The organism is Sporosarcina sp. AD_1 (genome assembly GCF_057373025.1).
Map to the genome: position 1 here is coordinate 88,572 of NZ_JBPVIR010000005.1, position 20,283 is coordinate 108,854.

Below are 20,283 nucleotides of genomic sequence, written 5' to 3' on the forward strand. Positions count from 1 at the left end.
TCGATTTGATTCATTTTACAGCTTCCATTTAATTCGCGCATAGATCCAAAGCATGATGAAGTTTGCAGCGGAACTGATGACAGTGCCGTATGCAATGGCCACTGCACCGAGAGAATCTACCAAAGCGTAAATGACAGCAATGTTTATACCTAATACACTGATCAGACTAAATATGACGGGGGCGATTGAATTCCCTTTCGCATAATAGAAACGAGTGACATAGGTGTTGGCTGCCAAGAAGAACATCGACAGCGAGAATGCTTTGAAAATTGGCACGGTAATGGCGATTGATTTTTCCCCAAACTCGCCATGTCCAAAAACGAGCCGGACAATCGGGTCTGCGAAAAAGTAGGCGATTATTGTCGCAGGGACAATTAAAGCGGCAAGATAAAGCATCCCTTTCTTGTACAAGGAACGGATTGTCTCCGTATCCCCTTCGCCTTCCTTCCTGCTCAGCATCGGATAAATGACCGTTGTGACGGCTGTCATCATGACGGCTTGCGGGAAACCGCTCAGTTTGGATGCGTAGTTGATGGCCGAAATCGCCCCTTCACTTAATCCGGTCGCCGCAACCCTTTGGATAATGGCGTAAAATTGCAATGAAGCGCCGCCAAGCAAAATTGGAAGGGCAATGACCCATACCCGTTTAATATCATCTGTCATGCCGAATGATGGCTTAAGCGAAGATAAGTTGCTCCGTTTAATGCCGACATAGAGGAACACGACCATGAGCACCGCACTGACGAGCGCACCGACTCCATAGGAAATCGGTCCGATCGAATACGTCAGGACAGCTCCAATCACGACAAATGCCGCATTGTACACGAGAATAGCAACACTCGATAGATGGAAGCGATCATGCAAATTAAGCAACCCGCTCATCCAGGTCGAGAGGACAAGGAAAATCGTTGATGGCATCATCCATAAAAATAACGGATAGACGGCAGCGATTTCCGCATCCGACAATTTGAAAAATACAATTCGTAGGAACGGCTCCGCAAATATAAAGGCCAATACAGTAATGACCGAAATAAATGCCAGAACTGTCGTAAACGATTTTCTGACAAATAGAGTTTTATCCGAAGAAGTCGAATGATAGACAGATATGAATGCTGTCGTTAATCCCCCGCCGATGACGAGATAGAGGAAGTTCGGAATCGTATACGCCGTCGCAATCGCATCGGCCACACGACCCGTTCCGTATTGGTTTCCGATGACCATTTCCCGCGCAAATCCAATAAGCCGGGCAAGAATGTTGATGACAGCTACAGCGCCGATTATCTTAATAAATTTGCTCATTCGCCCAGGCCTGCCTTTTCTTCTATAGAGCGGTAGATTGACAAAAGTCGTTTATGGATCGATTCAAACGAGTTTGATTCCACTTTTAGTTGAATCATTTCTCGATTCAATACCGCCTCGCCATTCAATGCCTGGCGTATGCCGTCCGCCAGAGAATCAGCATTTTTCGGCTCTACTGCAATCCCCGCCTGATCAGCAAGCAAATACGAAAGACCTCCCACATCCGTGCCAACGACCTTCGTTCCGGTTGCCATCGCTTCCAGGACAACAAGCCCGAACCCTTCGTGATGTGAAGGAAGGACAAATACATCCGAAGCAGACATCCATTGGGCGATTTCATTTTGCGGCTTGGGCATTTGCTGGACGACTTTGACGCCATGCTTCAGCACATGCTTCGCCAGCTTTTCCATAAACCCTTCATCCTTCGGTGACCCGATCAAATATAGCGCCGCTTCCGGAACTTCTTGCTTCACAACTTTAAAAGCTTCCACCAACTCAAGCAGGCCTTTTGCTTCAATCAAATTCCCAACATATAAGACCACTTTTTCCTGTGCCGGTATGTCCAATTCCATCCTTGTTTCCTCTCTCGGAAAAGGTTTGAAAACAGACGTGTCCACTCCCATGCTCATCACATGCACCCGTTGTTCCTGGACATTAAACTTTTGTATCACATCCTGCTTCAGCCGTTCTCCGACAACGATAACAGCCTCGGCATTTTGAAGGATGGCGGCTGTCATGGAGGCGATCTTTCCGCCTTTCGTAGCCATTTTGTCGATATCACCACCGTGGACTGTAATGACATACGGCAGCTTCCAAATCCGTTTTCCCATTAATGAGATAAGCCCTGTCGGGAAAGCATAATGGCTATGTGTCAACGAGATACGTTTTCTATTTTTCAACATATAAACAAACGAGCGAAGTAACCAACTCCCATATTTCTTTGCAGCTGCCCCTTTCCCTTTCGCCGGATCGTCGATTGCAATGACATCGACATCGAGCCCCTGGGAACGCAGTAATTCCACTTGATTTTTAACAAATATCCCAAACGTCGGATGTTGTCCGGAAGGATACATATTGCTGAAAACCGCTATTTTTTGCATCTATTCTCTTCCCATCTACTTATTCTGCCTTCACTTCCATTGAACGATTATAGCATAAGTGTATGCCTCAACGAATACGAGAGGAATTCCCAGCAAGCTAGGCCGGTTTTCATGAGATAAAGTTCATATGTAACATGTCTGTAATAAAACGTCCGAGCCATTTATCTAGTCCGTTGGAACTTACTTTCAATTGGCTAAAGATCTAGATTGCTAGTGAAAATCTATTACATAAGGGAACGAAATACCGGTTGGAAAAGTTCCAAACTTCTTGAAAACAGTGAAGTGAAGCTGTTTTTAAGATTACTAGGCTTTTGTAACGTTATTGTAATGTAACTGTAACCGAAATGAAGGTTTAGCTATGCTAATATTGGTTTCAGATAAAAGCACACTGTATCAAACGTGCGGAAGGGGAATTTGGGAACCATAATGAAAAGACTTATTGTAGCTTTGTTTGGGTCAGTTTTAATCGCAACGTCAATTCCAGCCATGGCCTCAGCGAATTCACCGACAGCGCTCGTTAGTACAGCGAAGAACTATATCGGCACACCGTATTCATACGGTGGGACAACCACATCCGGATTCGACTGCTCAGGATATACGCAATATGTATTTAAAAAAGAAGGACTTTCAATTCCAAGATCGACAGGCGAACAGTATGCTATGGGAACATCTGTTAAGAAAAGCGATCTTACAACAGGAGACCTTGTGTTCTTCAACACGACAGGCAAAGGTGTATCGCATGTCGGAATCTATATCGGCTCAAGCCGTTTCATTCATGCATCCACAAGCAAAGGCGTCATGATTTCTTCTGTAAACGACCCGGCTTACTGGGGCAACCGCTATTTAGGAGCGAAGCGGGTAGCGAAATTCGACCAGAAGACAGTCGCATTTGATGATTCAGCGACTTTGCCAAAGTATGTATCTCGGTCAGAAGTGGCAGAAACACTTTATAAAGAACTCGGTTTAGAAGATCTGTCTCATCAGACATCTTTCTCCGATGTACCTGCCAACCACCCACATTATGATGCCATCATGGCTGTCACAAATGCCGGCATCTTTTCCGGCAACGACGGCAAGTTTAATCCAGACGGTTCATTGACACGAGCGCAGCTAGCGAAAATCGTTGTCGAAGCATTCCATCTGGAAGGCTCATCACAACAGACATTCTCAGACGTCCCTGCTGATCATTGGGCAACTGAATATATTAGCACTCTAGCATATAATCATATTGCAAGTGGCTATGAAGATGGTTCTTTTGGATTAAACGATAAGCTTACTGCAAAGCAATTCAACAGGATCGTCGAACGTCTTAACCAATAATGCATATCGAACCGGGTGTTCCGTTTTTGGGGACATCCGGTTTTATGTAGAAAACTATATAAATCTATTGAAATTCCTCTAGATTTAATGAATCTACACTGTTACACTAAACCTACACCAATAGTAAAAATTAGGGAGGACACCATGAAAACGATTAAATGGGCCACTGTTGCTTTGTTGTTTTTCGCTCTTGTTTCCATCGTCCCAGGTCATTCCTCGGCACAATTCAAATTCTCTGACGTATCTCCAAACAAGGAATATTATGAGGCAGTTCATTACATAGCTGATCTCGGTATTGTCAACCAAGTTTCCAAGTTCAACCCTGGTGACAATTTGACTCGCGCACAAGCTGCTAAGATGTTAGTAATCGCTTCCAAGAAAAAGGACATGCCTACCCCTTCCATTACATTCAAGGACTTGAAACCGGGCACGGAGCAGTATGAATTTGCAAGCCGCGCGGTTCAACTTGGTTACTTTAAAATCGACAAGGACGGCAAGTTCAATCCTAATGAAAAAATCAAGCGTGATGAAATGGGTTATGCCCTTTCAGTCTCATTCAATTTATCAGAAAAGATCACAGTTGATCATCCGCTCATGCTAACAGATATGAAGAACCATCCATATGCAGAAAAGATCAACGGACTTTATTACGCAGGTGTCACACAAGGAGATGCAGGAAAGTTCTTGCCGAACGACCTGCTGACACGTTCCCAATTCGCACTTTTTGTCGCACGCGCGTTGGATGACAAGTTTGCGCTACAGGTGAAACCGCCAGAACAGACATCCAGAACGTATTTTGCTAAAGTTGTAACAGGCGGCATCAACCTGAACGTACGAAGCCATCCGGCATTGACTGGCGATGTAGTCGGTAAGCTGAAAGATGGAGAGATTGTCGAAGTGCTTGGTCAGACAGGCGATTGGCTTCTCATCCTGATTGACGGGAAAAACGGATATATCAATAAGAGTTATACAGTCGATGTAGGGGTAGAAAAACCAGGTGATGATGTAGCAACAGAAGAACCTGGTGAAACTCCTCCAGATGTGACAGAACCTTCCCTTCCGGAAGAGGATGAAAGTGAACCATCCGTTGGGACGAGCGGCCTGATCGGCAAAGTAACGGCTGACAGCTTAAACGTTCGTAAATCAGCCAACTCGACTTCAGAAGTCATCGGTAAATTCAAACTCGGCGAGAAGGTCGAAATTCTATCAATCTCTGGTTACTGGGCTAAAGTTAACACAAACAACGGACCAGGTTATGTCCATAAAAACTATTTGAAACTGATCAACCAATCAGGCAATCCATTAAAAGGCCGGATTATCGTCGTTGATGCAGGACATGGCGGCAAAGATCCCGGAACCTCAAAAGGCTCTGCTAAAGAAAAAGAGATTACATTAAATGTAGCGAAGCGAGTAGAAGCAAAATTGAAGAAAGCCGGGGCTAGCGTGTTAATGACACGTTCCGGTGATACGTTCCCTTCCCTGCAAGACCGTACTGATTTTGCAAAGAAACATTACGCAGAAGCATTTGTCTCAATACACGTCAACTCAGCTGGTTCTACTTCAGCAAAAGGAACAGAAGTCTATTATGATTCTTCCACTAATCCAAATGCTGCAGAAAGCCGTGCACTGGCTAAAAAGATTCATGACAATATCATCAAACGGGCGGATATGGCAGACCGCGGTGTAAGAGATGAAAGATTCTATGTCATCCGCAACAACAATGTCGCGGCTGTTCTAATAGAATTAGGATTTTTGACAAACCCTGATGATTATAAGAAACTAACAAGCGATCAATATGCGGAAATTTATGCAGAAGCTATCTACCAAGGCTTGCTACAGTATTACTCCGCTCAATAATTTCTAGCCGGAAAGGATTATTCCTTTCCGGTTTTTCATTTGCCCAGTGTTTACTAAAAATTAATTTGTCCTCTTGTTGGTATAATGCTAAACTTGAAATGACTACGTTTTCATCATTATTTATCTTTCACTAGTATAAAAGAATGATGGACAACTACTATTACAAAATGAGGATGGTGTATTATGTCGAAAAAGTATTTTAAGGGGGCGGCGGCTTCCATTTTGCTATTCAGTATTGCAGGCGTCACACCTGCTGCCGTTTCAGCTGAGGAAGCGTCGAAAGACTTTTCAATGACAGTGTTCCACACAAATGACATTCACAGTCATTTGGAGAACGCGCCAAAACTAGCTACTATGCTAAAACAGAAACAAGCAGAATATCCTGTCAATGTACTTCTGAATGCAGGCGACAACTTTACAGGAACACTTTACTTCAATGAGTTCCTCGGCAAAGCGGATATCGCTTTCATGAACTTCTTCAAGTATGATGCAGCTACGTTTGGTAACCATGAATTCGATCTAGGTGCAAGTGCGGATGGCCATCAAGCTTTGAAGGATTTCGTAGAAACAGCTAAATTCCCGATTGTAGCTTCCAATGTCGACTTCTCTAAAGACAAACTGCTTAGCGGCATCCAAAGCAAAACCATCTCTGAAAATCCAGAGAGCGGAAAAATCTTCAGCGGAATCGTTAAAGAAGTGGAAGGCGAGAAAATTGGTATCTTCGGATTAACAACAGAAGAAACACCTTTCATCGCAAGCCCAGTTGACGTACAGTTTACAAACTACATTACGGAAGCACAAGACATGGTCAAGCAGTTTGAAGAGCTTGGCATCAATAAAATCATTGCGGTTACTCATATCGGCTCCGAAGTCGACAACGGGTATGGCAATGATATGCTGCTTGCCGAAAATGTTCCTGGAATTGATGTCATCGTAGCGGGCCATTCCCATACCGAATTAAAAGAACCAAAAGTAATCAAAAATGGCGAAGTCCCTACTCTCATTGTCCAAACTGGTGAATATTTGAACAACCTAGGACAACTTGATGTCACATTTGACGACAAAGGTGTGATCAAAGATTATAAAGGTGAATTGATTAAGTTGAAAGACGTTGAGGAAGATGCCGAAGCTACGGAACTTCTGAAACCATATAAAGAGCAAGTTGAAAAAAGGAAAAGTGAACAAACTGGAGCTGTAGCAGACGTATTCCTTAATGGACTGCGCGATAAGAGTTCAGATCTTAAGACATTGATCGGCGGCGTTCGTTCCAGCGAAACCAATCTTGGAAATATCATCGCAGATGGCATGCTTGAAAAAGCGAAAGAAATCGATCCAGAAGTATCCATTGCTTTCCAAAACGGCGGTGGAATCCGGACTTCCATCAAGAAGGGCCCAATCACTTACGGAGATGTACTTACAGTACTCCCATTCGGCAACCCGCTTGCGATCACTAAAATTTCTGGCGCAGAACTGAAATCAACAATGGAGCACGCACTTAAGAACTTCCCGCAAGAGAATGGTGGCTTCTTGCACGTTGCAGGCATGCAAGTTGTATTCGACAGCAAAGCAGAACCTGGCAAACGTATCGTGTCCATTAAAATTGACGGCAAAGAAGTAGAAAATGACAAGATGTACAAAGCAGCTACAAACAACTTCACAGCTAAAGGCGGAGACGGCTTCAAGGCACTTGAAATAGCCCACCAAGAAGGCCGTGTCAGCGAGCCTGGATTCAGTGACTGGGAAAACTTCGCAGGCCACTTGAAATCACTTGGCAAGGTTAATGAAGGGTTAGAAGGTCGTGTTGTTGCTCAAGTTCCATTTAAAGACGTAAAACTAAACAACTGGTCATATCCTTACATTTCCGATCTTTATGTACGTGATATCCTTGGGGAAGGATCTTCCTTCAAACCAGGTGCGTACATCACACGTGCTGAAATGGTATCTTGGATTGTCAAAGCACATGATTTGAAAGCGACTGGTAAAGCACCATTCTCTGACATCTCTGGACTATCTGCTGATCTTCAGTCGGAAATCGCGGCTGCCTATGAACATGGTATTATCAAAGGTACAGATGGCAAGTTCAATCCAAACGACAAAGTAACACGTGCACAATTCGCTTTGATTATCGAGCGTGCGCTTGAAAATTACACAGGCACACCACTGAAAGCAGCGGAAAAAGCACCATTCTCCGATTTCGGCAAATACTCTGCTGAAGCGGTAAATGCTATTTCCCTATTGCACGAGCATGACATTGCATCCGGATACAAAGGAAAGTTCATGCCGGAACAATTCACAACTCGTCAACAAGCTGCAAAAATTGTATCTAACTTCCTGCAAACAACTAAACAAGTTGAAAAAGCGGAAAAGTAATTAGTAAAAAAGCGTTCTGCTCAAAAAGGCAGGACGCTTTTTCGATTTTGGAGGAAACTGTTCATCAGAAATGTTGCTCAAAATCAAACAGAAATGGTCTCTTAAATATTTTCCTCTTGTAAGCCTGGATGAAAGAACTGCTGTGAACAAACAGAGATTTTTTCCTATGTCAGTTTATATACTTCTATCTCCATCTTCAAATCGCGTACACTAAGTCAGCAAACAGCCGCCTGCCAACTTCATTTCTAATTTAAAATGCAATCCTTTCCAAGCCAATTTCTGCTCTTCACTTCTCTGAAGTAATCAAAGAAATCGTTTTACCCTTATTCCGCTGTCAGCCCAACATGCTCCTCAACCCATTTCACATTCTTAGAAGCCTGCGACCCCGCCTGCTCAAGCGGAACGACGACATAACGTCGCTGTGCATTGCGGATGACAGCTGTCGGGATCAGATGAGCCTCACCTACAGTTGTCATCTCATGGCCGGCAAACTCCAGCTTACGGATGCTCACTTTCCCGATTCCTCCGATATTTGTCGTATCAAACTGCTGAGCGGAATAGAAGTTTCCTAATGAATAAAAGACGTGCGTCTCCCCCACCTTTTCATACCGTTGCAGAACATGGGGATGATGGCCGAACACAATATCAACTCCTGAATCAGCTAGAAATTGAGCTAAGTCCACTTGGTAGTTGGAGGGCTCCAGCACATATTCCATTCCCCAATGGATTGAAACGACGACAACATCCACCTTGCCATGAATGGATTGGATATCGTTCTGCATCTTCTCCCGGTCTGTTAATCCAACCATATAATCCTTTCCTGCTGGCACCGGAAGTCCATTTGTTCCAAACGTATAGGCAAGGACACCGATTTGGATCCCATTTACCTCCACAATCCGCTCGGTCTCCCGATCTTCTTGTGATTCGTAGGCACCAACATATGGCATGCCATACGCCTTCATATGTTCAATCGCCTTTCGAAGTCCCATCTCATTTTGATCCATCGTATGATTATTTGCCAAGTTAATCATGTCGACACCGTTCTCTTTCAAACCCCGAATGATGTGTTTCGGGCTATTAAAGCGCGGATAGCCCGATAAGCCCAGCTCTTTTCCGCCAGGCAACGATTCCTGATTGGCAAGGAGAAAATCGATTTCGTGGAGTTCATCCGAAATGGCAGCAAAAGACGGATTGTAATCTTCGTATTTATATAATGGATTGTGTAATAAAATGTCGCCTACCATACCTACCGTAATATGTGTTGCGTTCTCCTTCAAATTCAGCGGATCCAGTTTGCATTGGATCAAGGCAAAATCCTCTGGAACTTCAACTGTTTCCTCTTTTCCGAGAGGCCCACACCCATTAAGCATCAAAAATGAAAACACAGTTAGCAGTACTCTTTTTCTCAACGTCTTATCCCCAGTCTCTTTTCCAAATCTTTCTCCCTATTAGTATACGTGAAAGATTTATTTTGAAAAGTAGATTGGAACGTTAAAAAGGCATTGTCGATACAATGCCTCAGACTGTAGACAAAGTCATTAGGCTATTTATATTTTTTGCGGAGCTCAGCTATGAATTGGCAGCAAGCAAACATCAGGGGATAAAAGAAAATATGTCCATTAATTAACATTTTCTGTATACTTTAAAATGTGAGGTGAAGAAATTGTGACAGACAAAAAAATCACAGAACAATTTACTATGCTGACATTTTGCATAGCTTATCTTGTGTCAGGTGCTTTGATTGCTCTTGGCCAATTCGGATATTCGGTTTACAATTGGGTTCACTCGTTGCAGCAATTCGGGATGAACATCCCTTTTGCAATATATATTTTGTCGCCCGCTATTGCTTCATATATCGTTCTGAAGAAAAATAACAAAATAGTAGGTTTCAAGGAATGGTTGAGAACTGTTTTTCATGTCAAAAATAGCATATTTATCTATTTGTTTGTTGTTGCAGGACTTGCACTGTATTTTTTGATACATATTGCAGTTTCAGGCCGCACTGAAATGGCGCTTCCTTTTTATACGTTCTTCCTTTCCCTGATTGGTAATCTTATAATCGGTGGCTTGGAGGAAGCTGGCTGGATGTACATATTGCAGCCTGAGCTTGACAAAAAGTACGGTTTTGTTTTGTCTTCTGTTTTTGTAGGAATCATTTGGATTTTGTGGCATATCCCTCTCTTTTTCATTCCGGGAACGAATCATGGAGAGGGACTCATTAACTTTTGGATGTTTGCAGTTCAACTAATTGCATTTCGATTTTTCAACGGGGCAATCTATAAAATATCAGGAAAAGGCCGTGTGTTTATGTGCGTATTATTCCACACCATGTTCAATGCGGCATCCCCCATCTTTGGCACCATGACTATGACTTGGGCGGGAACCATTGCCGCAAATACTGTGATAGTTCTTGTTTCAATTGTAACCGTTGTGATATACGACAAGAAGACCAAGCGAATAGTATTAGCATAATGATAAGCAATCATAAATTATCTGATGTCTTGTATTTATGTACAATAACTGAATAAAGAAACTATAGAAATATAGTTTGTTTACAGGCTGAGGCATTGTCAATACAATGCCTCATTCCACTCACTATCTCATTTGTCTTTTTCCTCATTCATCTTCCCAACTGTGTTCTCGAATTGTTCCATTTGCTTTTCGGCACTCTGCTTAGGTTCCAAATCAGGAAATTCCTTTGCATCCGGCATACCGGTAAAGCGGCTGTCACGGCCTTCACTTGCATTCGGTTCCACTTGAAATTTTCTTTCCATTTGAAACAGCTCCTTCCGCACATAGTAACCTTTACGATACCCGGAACAGAATTTATTACACGTGGAGAGTTAAAGATGTTTGAGGAATGATTGAAACCGATTTGCACATAAAAAGAGACGGAGCAGATACAATCTCTGCTCCGTCATTTTTTATTTCAATTTGATTGAGAATTTCGCAAAGCCGTCCTTTGTTGGAGCGACGTATTCAACATCGCCTTCCTTTGGAGCAAAGTTTTGTGCTTTTGCTGATGTTTCAAAGAAAATCTTCGCATCGCCTTCAACCGGTACAAATGTCCAGTTGTTATCTGCAGATGGGTCGATTGTCTTTTGATCAATCATATAATCCATAATCGCTTCACGGTTTTCGTATGCATATTCGATCGTATTGATTGCATTGCGAACACCCGGGAAGTTTCCGCTTGCGCGGTAGTTGTTTGTCACAACGATGAATTTCTGTTCTGGATCGATTGCTTTTCCATCATATTGCAAATTGACAATTCGGCTTGCTTTTTCGTTGATTGTTTCACCTTTGTAGTCATACTTCGCAGGCTGTGTCACATCTATTTGATACGTGACGCCATCAATTACATCATAATTGTACGTACGGAATTCACCGTTAATCAAATCTTGTTCTTCGCTTGAAGCAGGATCGATTTGGTTGAATTGGCCCGCAGACATTTCAAGCCATTCTTTCACGTCTGCCCCAGTCATAACAAGTGCGGCTACTGTATTGTCGAATACATATAGATCTGCTACGTTTTTGATTGCAATTTCGCCTGCAGGGATTTCTGTGTAATAGTTAGCTCCATTACGTCCGCCTGCTTTAAATGGCGCACCAGCCGAAAGAACTGGTAGGTTTTCATATTCTGTGCCTTTTACTTGGTCTTCCACATACCATTTTTGTGCGTTCGTAACGATTTGAATGGAAGGATCATCTTTAACTAATGCAAAGTAACTTGTAATCGGTGCTGTCGTTTTACCGACTGGGCTGCGCACATATTCGATTGTTCCTTCATGCGCTTCTTTTACTGCATCAATTACTTTTTGATTCACAACGTCAGACTTTTTATCGACTTCACGCAATGAACCTGTTCCGTCAACAACTTTCCAGCTGTCTCCGTCCTTCTCCAATACTAAGTCAAGAATCCCCAAATGGCTTCCGAACTTGCCAGGCATTACGACTGGCGTTCCGTTTACCGTGCCTTTTTCCATATTGATGTTTGGAAGATCAGCGTAATCTCCAGGGAATACAGAGTGGTTATGCCCTGTAAGAATCGCATCTACCCCTTCAAATTGGGAAATTTGATACACAACATCATCTTCGCCCTTTTCATGGGTTGCATCTCCCATACCAGAATGGGAAAGAACTACGATGATGTCTGCTCCCGCTTCTTTCATTTCCGGGATAAACTTTTCAACAGTATCTGCTGCATCTTCTGCAATTACTTTTCCTTCAAGCAATGCACGGTCCCAACGCATAATTCCAGGGGCAACCACTCCGATTACGCCCACTTTCAATTCTTGCTCGTTCCCTTTTCCATCTACAACTTTCTTATCCATAATGACATATGGCGTGTAGCGGTTCTTGCCTGTTACCGCATCATACACGTTCGCATTCAATACAGGGAATGGAGCTTCTTCTAATACCATGTCCAAGTAATCCAATCCATAGTTGAACTCATGGTTCCCTAGTGTACTTGCATCAAACTCAAGTGCACCAAGAGCAGCCATCGCTGGGTGAAGTTCTCCTTTTTCCAAACGATCGACTGACACTTTGTAAGCGCCAAGCGGTGTTCCTTGAATCAAGTCACCATTGTCGAACAACAGGTTGTTCGGATTTTCAGCGCGTGCTTCATCGATGAGTACGGCTGTCTTTGCCAAACCGAATTCATTTGTCGGCTTGTCTTGATAGTAATCGTAGTTTACAAAGTTCGTATGCAAATCGCTTGTGCCAAGAATTCGTAGTGAAACATTGTCATTTGACGGCTGTTCACCTGGCTCTTCGCCTGGCTGTTCAGGTTGTGCACTATGTACTTCCAATAAGCGATCAATGATTTTTTTCACTTGGACTTTTGTTACAGCCTTCTGCGGCTTCGCTGTGCCATCTTCAAAGCCTCTGAAAATGTCCAAGCCTACACTCTTCGCCAATTCTTCCAGCTCATTCGTTTTGAATTGGTCTTTGTCCTTGAATTTATCAAGCAAAGTTGTTGGGAATACTTCGTCCGTCTTGACAGCACGAGATACGATTAAGAATGCATGCTCACGTGTCAATTTTTCGCCTGGTTTAAATTCGGAAGCCGTAGCTCCTTTTACCAAGCCGTTCGAAAGGGCAGCCTCTACAAATGGAGCCATTTTCTCATCCACATCTGTAAATTTATGCGATGTGCCATCTCCCAATTCTAATTCAAGCGCCTTCACGACTGCGGTAATGAATTCACCGCGCGTCACGTCATGTTTGCTGGCAGCGCTTGCATTCAAACCGAATGAAAAACCGCTTACTGTGAGTGCCATGATGACAATCCACATGCCAACTTTTTTCAAAAGCGACATTCCTTCATCTCCTTCATTCTTTTATCTATTTTAAGTGCAAATGCTACTTAAAACCAAAAGTGGTCAGTCCATCTATTACTATATCATAGCATTTGAAAGATTCGTAGACATATTCCTCTATTTACAAATGAATTACAAAAGCACCTTCACCTGATGTAGGCGAAGGCGCTTCAGCTTTTATTTCTTTGTCTTATTTGCAATCTCCATTGCCCGATTTGTGCCTTCTACTGCTTTATCAAGCACTTCCTGCGGGTCTTTTCCTTGATACAATTCTTCAAGTGCCGTGACGATCTGCTGCCTGGATTCAGGGAATACCGAGATCAGAGCTCCTTGTGTTGCATAGCCAGGCACTGTATCCTGAAGCTGGTCGACGGTTACTTTGAATTGTGGATATTCCGCCCACTTCGCTTTTACATTCTCCTCGTCATAAGCTTTCGGGTTGATTGCGAAATAACCTGTGTCGAGATGCCACTTCGCCTGCACTTCTGGCGTCGTTAAGTATTTCATGAATTCCCAAGCTGCTTCCTGCTCGACTTCGGCAATTCCTTTCGACATCCAAAGGGATGCTCCCCCGATGACCACGCCATTGCGCTTCACTTCATCCGCATGTGGAATATAGGCGACTCCGACATTGAATGGAGCATTTGCGATCGCTCCCGCGACACCTGCGGAAGAATCCATGTACATAGCTACTTTTTCTGTTGCAAAGGCCGCACGAATATCATCCCAGTTCGTTCCGAAGTTGCCGAATGTTCCTGCTTTGTTCATCTTATCAAGAAAATCAAAAACATTTCGTCCCTCTGGTCCATTGAAGACCGCTTCAGAAGCGTCTCCAGTGCGTCCGTTGTTTTCATTCACATAAAGGCCGCCTTGTGTTGCCACGAGCTGCTCGAAGAACCAGCCGTATGTGAGCATGGAGAAGCCCTTCATGTCATCCGTCGTCAATTTTTCTGCCGCCGCCATCACTTCAGAGAACGTTTCAGGCGCCTTTTCCGGATCAAGTCCAGCTTTCTCGAACGCATCTTTGTTATAAATCATGACAGGCGTCGAGGAGTTGAACGGCATGGAATACAGATCTCCATCTACGCGATAATAATTCAAAATGTTTTCCTCAAGCTGGGACAGATCATAATTGTCCTTGTCGATAAACGATTGCATCGGCTCGATATAGCCGCTGTCAATCATGTATTTCGTTCCTACTTCAAAGACTTGCGTAATGGCCGGTGCATCTTTCGTTCCGCCGACACTGCGCAGCTTCGTCAATGATTCTTCATAGGTTCCTTGATATTCTGCTTTCACTTCATATTTATCCTGAGATTCGTTGAAGCCTTTCACGATGGCATCAATCGATTCCTGGCCGGTTCCGGACATCGCATGCCAGAACTCTATGGACACTTTGCCCTCCTCCGTCTTCGCCGGCTCTTTCGTCGCTCCCTTTTCTCCATCAGTGGAGGAATCACTATTCGTATTGCTGTCACTGTTCGTACAGGCCGTCAAGATGGCCATCGCTACTATAAGCAACCATAGAAATGGACTTTTCCCAAACTTTTTCATTTCCTGCCTACACCCCTTTTTTTTATTCGCCAACAACTAGCTTCATCATTTTAGAGCGCCCTGCGACAATCCTTTCTGCAATTGCTTTTGTCCGATAAAGAGCAATAATAGCGTCGGAATGATAACAACAATGACGCCGGCCATGACCACCCCCCATTCGGTCGCGATTTCTTGGGACTGCAATTGCTTGAGCCCGATCTGCACAGTACGGACAGACTGATTGGTCGTAATGAGCAGCGGCCACAAGTACATATTCCAGGTCGTCAGGAACCCATAAGCCCCGAGTGTGACGAGACTGGTCTTTGAAATCGGAAGAACCACCTTCCAGAAAAACTTAAAACGGCTCAAGCCTGCAATCTGTGATGCTTCGTGGAGCTCCTTGGGTATCGTTAAAAAATGCTGCCGGAGCAAGAAAGTCCCGAATGCCAAGGCGAAGAATGGAAGTGTCAGCCCTTGGTAGGTATTGAACCAATCGAGCTTTCGCATCGTAAATACATTGGGTATCATCGTCGCTTCCCAAGGGATCATCATCGTGGAAATGAATAAAAAGAAGATGAAATCCCGCCCTTTAAATTTGAAGAAGACGAATGCATACGCTGCCAAGCTACAAACGACGAGCTGGCCCAGCATGACGCTGATTGAGACGATAAAGCTGTTCAATAAGTAGCCGAGTAACGGCAGCCGTTCGAACACTTTGACATAGTTCTCCAAACTGAGTGACCGAGGGATGAATCGTCCCTGGATAATCTCTGGCCCTGTCATGAATGAAATCATGAATGCATAAAGGACCGGGAAAAAGACGAGTAAAGAAGTGACAATCAGCAAAAAATACATCCATATTTTCGCAGGAAGGCTTGTTTTCATTGATAATGCACCTTCCTCTCCCCTAACTTAAACTGCAGAATGGTCACGATCAAAATAATGACGAACAAAATGACCGCCTGCGCACTCGCCGTGCCGAATTGATAATTAATAAAGGCTTCCCTGTAGATGGAGTAGACGATCAGATTCGTCGATTGAGAGGGCCCGCCTTTCGTTAAAATATCAATCTGGCCGAACGTTTGAAACGCATTGATCAGCGAAATGGTAATAATAAAAAATAATGTCGGCGATAGCATCGGCAAAGTAATGCGCCGCAATCTGTAAAAATAGCCTGCTCCATCAATTCGTGCACTCTCATACAAATGTTCATCAATATTTTGCAGGCCGCCAAGCAAGATGAGGAATGAAAAGCCGATATTCATCCAGATCGTCGACATGGAAACCGAGAGGAGCGCCCACTCTGGATCGAGCAGCCATTGGATTTGTGGCAGGCCAATCGAATGCAGCAGCCGGTTGAACATCCCGATGCTCGGGTTGAACATGAACAGCCAGATGACGGAAGAGGCAGCCACAGATACGCCCATCGTTGATGAATACATCGTCCGAAAAAAGCCAATTCCCTTGAGCTTTTCATTCGCCAGCAAGGCAAAGAACAGTGCAAGGATAACGCCGATCGGAACCGTATAAAGAACAAAAAGTACTGTTGCTTTCATGCTGTTCTGGAACTCTGATGATCCCAGCAAATATTGATAGTTTTCAATGCCGACATTGATGGCGGCATTCCCGGCTTGATCTGTCAGGAAGAAACTAAGATAAATCGTTCGGAACATCGGATAAAAAACGAAGACCGAAAACAGGATGATAGACGGCAATAAATACAGCAGCGCCGTTCGCCCATTAATAGATCGCCGCCAAAAGGATCCCGCCGTATTCATTGGCCCACCTCATGCTGCACAACATGATGGCTTTGGTCAATCGTCTTCTTAACTAGCTGGCCATCCTCCCGGTCAAAAATGGATAATGTAGCAAAATCCATTTGGATCGGCAGTCGATCCCCGATATTAATATGCCACTGGCCGGTCCACTTCGCCATCCATTCCGAAGCGCCCACTTGGAATGAAAAGATCGTCTCGTTCCCGAGGACTTCCACATTCGTTACGGTGATTTCAAAGGAGGAACCTGCCGCCGTTTCTTCTGTAACAGGATGCAGATTTTCCGGGCGCACGCCTACCGTCAGCGGCCGCTTCGATAGTTCCGAATAATCCCCTTCTGGCAACGGCAGCTTCAAATCATTCCCGATGAGTAACTGCGAATTCAGCTCATCCAGCTCGGCTTCCGCCAGATTCATCGGCGGAGAACCGATGAAAGTCGCGACGAATGGATTCGCAGGATGATTATAAATCTCAATTGGTTTTCCAATTTGCTGGATTTTCCCTTCATGCAAAATCATAATCCGGTCACCCATCGTCATCGCTTCCACCTGATCATGCGTTACATAAATCATTGTGATGCCAAGAGAGCGCTGAATCCTTCTGATTTCAGACCGCATATGCGCCCGCAGCTTGGCGTCCAAGTTGGATAGCGGCTCATCCATTAGGCAAATCGGCGTTTCGCTCACAATCGCCCGAGCCAATGCCACACGCTGGCGCTGCCCGCCCGACAGTTCCCTCGGTTTCCTGCCAAGGTACTCTGTCAAACCAAGCAATTGCGCCACTTCTTCTGCCTTTCGTTTCTGCTCCTCCTTCTTCATTCGTTTGACGTCGAGCCCAAACGTAATATTCTGTTGAACAGTCAAATGGGGATAGAGGGCATAGTTTTGGAACACCATAGACAAATCCCGTTTATCCGGAGATAACTGATTTGCAACCTGTTCACCAATTTTCAATGTACCGCCCGTTATGTCCTCCAGTCCTGCTATCATCCGAAGCATCGTACTTTTTCCGCAGCCGGATGGGCCGACCAAAACAAAAAACTCGCCCGGCTCGATCGTGACGTTTATATTGGAAATAACGTCCACTTGCTTGTCGTATGATTTTGATACATTGATCAGTTCTACTTTTTTCATGAACCAAATTCCTTTCCGACACCTTGTCATTGCTTACTTGAAAGACTTTCAAAATCCTATTAGACATATTTCGATAAAAGATTTTGTTTTTCCTGCTAATTTTGATTTTTCTTTTAATCAGTGTTGAATAAGTATATTCCCAGGGGTGGATATCTCATGAAAAAGTTTTTTCTGTTCGTTCTTCTCATATTTCTAATCGGTTGCAAACAAATCGCTGAGCCGCCTCCATTGCCTGAGGACGATTTCCTGATCATCGCGCATCGCGGCGCCTCTGCTTATGCGCCAGAGCATACGATCGCCGCATATGATCTCGCATACGAAATGCAGGCGGACTATTTGGAACTTGATCTTCACCAAACGAAGGATGGCCAGCTCGTCGTCATGCACGATCGGTTCATTGTTAATCAACAAAAAGAAATCCCGGTGGCGGACTTGACTTTTGAAGAACTGAAGGCTCTGCAAGATGAAAGTCCGGGACCGAGGAAGCCCGTTTCGCAAGGCTTGCCGGAAGAAAGGGAAGGGCTCGTCAGCTTACAGGAAGTGCTGGAACGATACGGGAGTGATGCCAATTACTATATCGAGCTGAAAACGCCTAATGACTATCCCGGAATGGAGGAAGACTTGATTGCCCAGCTGAAGAGCTTCGACAGCCTTGATGGCAAGCACAATCCACCGTGGATCATTTTGCAGTCATTCGACCGAAAAAGCTTGCAGCGAATTCACAAATTGGAACCGGACATTCCGTTAATTCAATTGTATTCCTTTAATAAGTCCCCTTCCTTCAATGAATCTGACTTCAGGAAGTTAACTAAATATGCATCCGGCGTTGGAATCAACCAGGATGCCGTGTCAGAAGAATTAATCGATCAATTTCATCAGCACGGACTAGATGTCCATCCGTATACGGTCAATGAAAAGAAAGAGATACGTCAATTGTATGAATGGGGCGCTGATGGAATTTTCACAGACCGGCCGGATATTGGTGTTGAAGTGAAACAAGAGGAACGGTAACTTGTGTAGAACAAGCAAAACGCCAGGCGGATAGCCCCCTGGCGTTTTGCTTACTTCATTTATTGAGCATCGACCGAAACAAGACCGGTAAATTGGTTGACTGCCTTATCGATATCAACTGGATGGCCCATCTCCTGAAGCACTTCACCGATGGTACGAATAGCACCAGCGAGCATTTCTTCTGTCGTGTTCCCCATATGACCGATGCGGAAGGCTTTGCCTGCTAAATGTGCCAATGCGCCGGCAACGATGATGCCTTTTTTCGCCAGAGCTGCACGGAATTCTGCATCATTCACGCCTTCCGGATAGAGCATGCAGCTTAATGTAGAAGCCGCCACCTCTTCCGAAGCGAGCGGTATCATGCCGTATTCACGCAAAGCTGTACGGGCGGCCCGGCCGAATGCGGTATGGCGTGCAATTCGTTTATCCATCCCTTCCGACAGGACGAGTTTCATCCCTTCCTCGTATGCGTAAATGAGATTGACAGGTGGTGTCGCGAAATAATTTGCCGGATTTTGCATGATGGGAATCCAATTGTATATATCGCAATAATACGCAGGTACTCGTCCGATCGCTTCTCTTGCCTGTAATGCGGTTTGATTGAAAGCGACAATGGCAAGGCCAGGCGGAACGCCGATCGCTTTTTGGGAGCCTGTCAGGATAATGTCAATTTTATGGCCAGCACTGCCGTATTCCTTGCTCATATCCTCTTCCATAGCGGCTGTGGCACAAACTCCATCCACAATGACAAGAGCACCATGTTCCTTAATGAGTGGAACGAGGCGATCCAAGTCAGCAGCGACGCCTGTCGACGTATCCGCATGGGTCACCGTAACCGCCTTGTATGTATGTGCAGCGAGTTTCTTTTCCACTTCCTCAATCGCTATTTGCTGTCCCCAATCTGCTTGCAGCACATCAATTTCGATTCCGAACGCCTCCGCCAGCTTGATGAACCGGTCACCGAAGTATCCATGGCTGATGATCAGCAATCGCTCTCCCGCTGCCACCGTATTGACGAGCGCCATTTCCATCGCAACCGTCCCGGAACCGGAAATGACGAATACTTCGCCATCCGTTTTGAACAATTCGCGCGTCTGTTCAATGGCCTGTTTATAAATAGCGACAAATCGAGGGTCCGTATGGCCTCTTGTCTCCGACGCCATCGCATCATAAATGGAATCGACGACCGGCGTCGGTCCCGGAATCAATAACATTTCTTCATTCTTCATCTTTCATCCCCCTAATCAAATTCGCTGCTTTCAACCCTATTATTCGAGATATAGCGGAGAAACTCCTTTTATTCACCACCAGACCTGTCGAAATTATAGGAAACGTCCGGCAAATAAAGGTCTCCATCTACTTATGCCTGCCTACCTGTTAAGCGAAAAGCGGCTTTATCCATTGGATCAAGCCGCCCTTCCATCTATTCTATATGTTTTCCGATGCATCGCTCGCACTCATAAAGCAAGGACTCGACCTTCTCTACGATTTCACAGCCGCATTCCTGACAATATTTCTTCGTTTTCACTTGTTCGTTGCACGTCTTGCCCATATTCATCAC

The 20,283-nt window shown here is 44.6% G+C and carries 16 protein-coding genes; 5 read left to right on the top strand and 11 right to left on the bottom strand.

Going from position 1 to position 20,283, the window contains the following annotated elements; all coding sequences use genetic code 11:
- Positions 1-15 precede the first annotated feature (15 nt).
- Both murJ and ACSW3C_RS11110 read right to left on the bottom strand, forming a co-directional pair.
- Positions 16-1,299 carry a murein biosynthesis integral membrane protein MurJ gene (gene murJ / locus ACSW3C_RS11105; protein ID WP_486562659.1) on the bottom strand — a complete coding sequence of 428 codons (1,284 nt, stop codon included), beginning with the start codon at positions 1,297-1,299 and terminating at the stop codon, positions 16-18.
- On the bottom strand, positions 1,296-2,399 hold the full coding sequence (locus tag ACSW3C_RS11110; RefSeq protein ID WP_486562660.1) for a glycosyltransferase: 1,104 nt from the start codon (positions 2,397-2,399) through the stop codon (positions 1,296-1,298). The genes murJ and ACSW3C_RS11110 overlap by 4 nt, the downstream gene beginning before the upstream one ends.
- Before the next feature lie 426 nt (positions 2,400-2,825).
- Between ACSW3C_RS11110 and ACSW3C_RS11115 the strand changes: the two genes are divergently transcribed.
- The 3 genes from ACSW3C_RS11115 to ACSW3C_RS11125 all read left to right on the top strand — a co-directional run bounded on the left by ACSW3C_RS11115 (position 2,826) and on the right by ACSW3C_RS11125 (position 7,946).
- Positions 2,826-3,719, top strand: a complete 894-nt coding sequence (locus ACSW3C_RS11115; protein WP_486562662.1) for a C40 family peptidase — start codon at positions 2,826-2,828, stop codon at positions 3,717-3,719.
- Between the two features lie 144 nt (positions 3,720-3,863).
- Positions 3,864-5,576 carry an N-acetylmuramoyl-L-alanine amidase gene (locus ACSW3C_RS11120; RefSeq protein WP_486562663.1) on the top strand — a complete coding sequence of 571 codons (1,713 nt, stop codon included), beginning with the start codon at positions 3,864-3,866 and terminating at the stop codon, positions 5,574-5,576.
- A gap of 183 nt (positions 5,577-5,759) precedes the next feature.
- Complete coding sequence (locus ACSW3C_RS11125) at positions 5,760-7,946, top strand: 5'-nucleotidase C-terminal domain-containing protein (RefSeq protein ID WP_486562665.1); 2,187 nt, start codon at positions 5,760-5,762, stop codon at positions 7,944-7,946.
- Between the two features lie 323 nt (positions 7,947-8,269).
- On the opposite strand, the gene ACSW3C_RS11130 is transcribed toward ACSW3C_RS11125, so the two are convergent.
- Complete coding sequence (locus ACSW3C_RS11130; RefSeq protein ID WP_486562667.1) at positions 8,270-9,355, bottom strand: CapA family protein; 1,086 nt, start codon at positions 9,353-9,355, stop codon at positions 8,270-8,272.
- Between the two features lie 256 nt (positions 9,356-9,611).
- Here ACSW3C_RS11130 and ACSW3C_RS11135 point away from each other — a divergent pair, with 256 nt between their 5' ends.
- Positions 9,612-10,418: a CPBP family intramembrane glutamic endopeptidase gene (locus ACSW3C_RS11135; protein ID WP_486562668.1), complete on the top strand. Its 807-nt coding sequence runs from the start codon at positions 9,612-9,614 to the stop codon at positions 10,416-10,418.
- A gap of 128 nt (positions 10,419-10,546) precedes the next feature.
- Here ACSW3C_RS11135 and ACSW3C_RS11140 read toward each other — a convergent pair whose 3' ends face one another.
- The 6 genes from ACSW3C_RS11140 to ACSW3C_RS11165 all read right to left on the bottom strand — a co-directional run bounded on the left by ACSW3C_RS11140 (position 10,547) and on the right by ACSW3C_RS11165 (position 17,711).
- Positions 10,547-10,720: a hypothetical protein gene (locus tag ACSW3C_RS11140; protein ID WP_486562669.1), complete on the bottom strand. Its 174-nt coding sequence runs from the start codon at positions 10,718-10,720 to the stop codon at positions 10,547-10,549.
- A gap of 150 nt (positions 10,721-10,870) precedes the next feature.
- Positions 10,871-13,270 carry a bifunctional 2',3'-cyclic-nucleotide 2'-phosphodiesterase/3'-nucleotidase gene (locus ACSW3C_RS11145; protein WP_486562670.1) on the bottom strand — a complete coding sequence of 800 codons (2,400 nt, stop codon included), beginning with the start codon at positions 13,268-13,270 and terminating at the stop codon, positions 10,871-10,873.
- Between the two features lie 177 nt (positions 13,271-13,447).
- Positions 13,448-14,824, bottom strand: coding sequence for an ABC transporter substrate-binding protein (locus ACSW3C_RS11150; protein ID WP_486562671.1), 1,377 nt, complete (start codon positions 14,822-14,824; stop codon positions 13,448-13,450).
- A 45-nt stretch (positions 14,825-14,869) separates the two neighbouring features.
- Complete coding sequence (locus ACSW3C_RS11155) at positions 14,870-15,688, bottom strand: carbohydrate ABC transporter permease (protein ID WP_238080620.1); 819 nt, start codon at positions 15,686-15,688, stop codon at positions 14,870-14,872.
- Positions 15,685-16,581: a carbohydrate ABC transporter permease gene (locus ACSW3C_RS11160; protein WP_486562673.1), complete on the bottom strand. Its 897-nt coding sequence runs from the start codon at positions 16,579-16,581 to the stop codon at positions 15,685-15,687. The genes ACSW3C_RS11155 and ACSW3C_RS11160 overlap by 4 nt, the downstream gene beginning before the upstream one ends.
- Positions 16,578-17,711, bottom strand: a complete 1,134-nt coding sequence (locus ACSW3C_RS11165) for an ABC transporter ATP-binding protein (protein WP_486562674.1) — start codon at positions 17,709-17,711, stop codon at positions 16,578-16,580. Before ACSW3C_RS11165 ends, ACSW3C_RS11160 begins: the two co-directional genes overlap by 4 nt.
- 156 nt (positions 17,712-17,867) lie before the next feature.
- On the opposite strand from ACSW3C_RS11165, the gene ACSW3C_RS11170 reads away from it, so the two are divergent.
- On the top strand, positions 17,868-18,722 hold the full coding sequence (locus tag ACSW3C_RS11170) for a glycerophosphodiester phosphodiesterase family protein (RefSeq protein ID WP_486562676.1): 855 nt from the start codon (positions 17,868-17,870) through the stop codon (positions 18,720-18,722).
- A 59-nt stretch (positions 18,723-18,781) separates the two neighbouring features.
- Here ACSW3C_RS11170 and ACSW3C_RS11175 read toward each other — a convergent pair whose 3' ends face one another.
- Complete coding sequence (locus ACSW3C_RS11175) at positions 18,782-19,951, bottom strand: pyridoxal-phosphate-dependent aminotransferase family protein (RefSeq protein WP_486562678.1); 1,170 nt, start codon at positions 19,949-19,951, stop codon at positions 18,782-18,784.
- 194 nt (positions 19,952-20,145) lie between these two features.
- Positions 20,146-20,274 carry a protein YhfH gene (locus ACSW3C_RS11180; RefSeq protein ID WP_486562679.1) on the bottom strand — a complete coding sequence of 43 codons (129 nt, stop codon included), beginning with the start codon at positions 20,272-20,274 and terminating at the stop codon, positions 20,146-20,148.
- Between the last annotated feature and the right edge of the window lie 9 nt (positions 20,275-20,283).

Coding starts and splice junctions, on each gene's coding strand:
- murJ (WP_486562659.1), bottom strand. CDS start 1,299: ATGAGCAAATTTATTAAGATAATCGGCGCTGTAGCTGTCATCAACATT.
- ACSW3C_RS11110 (WP_486562660.1), bottom strand. CDS start 2,399: ATGCAAAAAATAGCGGTTTTCAGCAATATGTATCCTTCCGGACAACAT.
- ACSW3C_RS11115 (WP_486562662.1), top strand. CDS start 2,826: ATGAAAAGACTTATTGTAGCTTTGTTTGGGTCAGTTTTAATCGCAACG.
- ACSW3C_RS11120 (WP_486562663.1), top strand. CDS start 3,864: ATGAAAACGATTAAATGGGCCACTGTTGCTTTGTTGTTTTTCGCTCTT.
- ACSW3C_RS11125 (WP_486562665.1), top strand. CDS start 5,760: ATGTCGAAAAAGTATTTTAAGGGGGCGGCGGCTTCCATTTTGCTATTC.
- ACSW3C_RS11140 (WP_486562669.1), bottom strand. CDS start 10,720: ATGGAAAGAAAATTTCAAGTGGAACCGAATGCAAGTGAAGGCCGTGAC.
- ACSW3C_RS11145 (WP_486562670.1), bottom strand. CDS start 13,270: ATGTCGCTTTTGAAAAAAGTTGGCATGTGGATTGTCATCATGGCACTC.
- ACSW3C_RS11150 (WP_486562671.1), bottom strand. CDS start 14,824: ATGAAAAAGTTTGGGAAAAGTCCATTTCTATGGTTGCTTATAGTAGCG.
- ACSW3C_RS11155 (WP_238080620.1), bottom strand. CDS start 15,688: ATGAAAACAAGCCTTCCTGCGAAAATATGGATGTATTTTTTGCTGATT.
- ACSW3C_RS11160 (WP_486562673.1), bottom strand. CDS start 16,581: ATGAATACGGCGGGATCCTTTTGGCGGCGATCTATTAATGGGCGAACG.
- ACSW3C_RS11165 (WP_486562674.1), bottom strand. CDS start 17,711: ATGAAAAAAGTAGAACTGATCAATGTATCAAAATCATACGACAAGCAA.
- ACSW3C_RS11170 (WP_486562676.1), top strand. CDS start 17,868: ATGAAAAAGTTTTTTCTGTTCGTTCTTCTCATATTTCTAATCGGTTGC.
- ACSW3C_RS11175 (WP_486562678.1), bottom strand. CDS start 19,951: ATGAAGAATGAAGAAATGTTATTGATTCCGGGACCGACGCCGGTCGTC.
- ACSW3C_RS11180 (WP_486562679.1), bottom strand. CDS start 20,274: ATGGGCAAGACGTGCAACGAACAAGTGAAAACGAAGAAATATTGTCAG.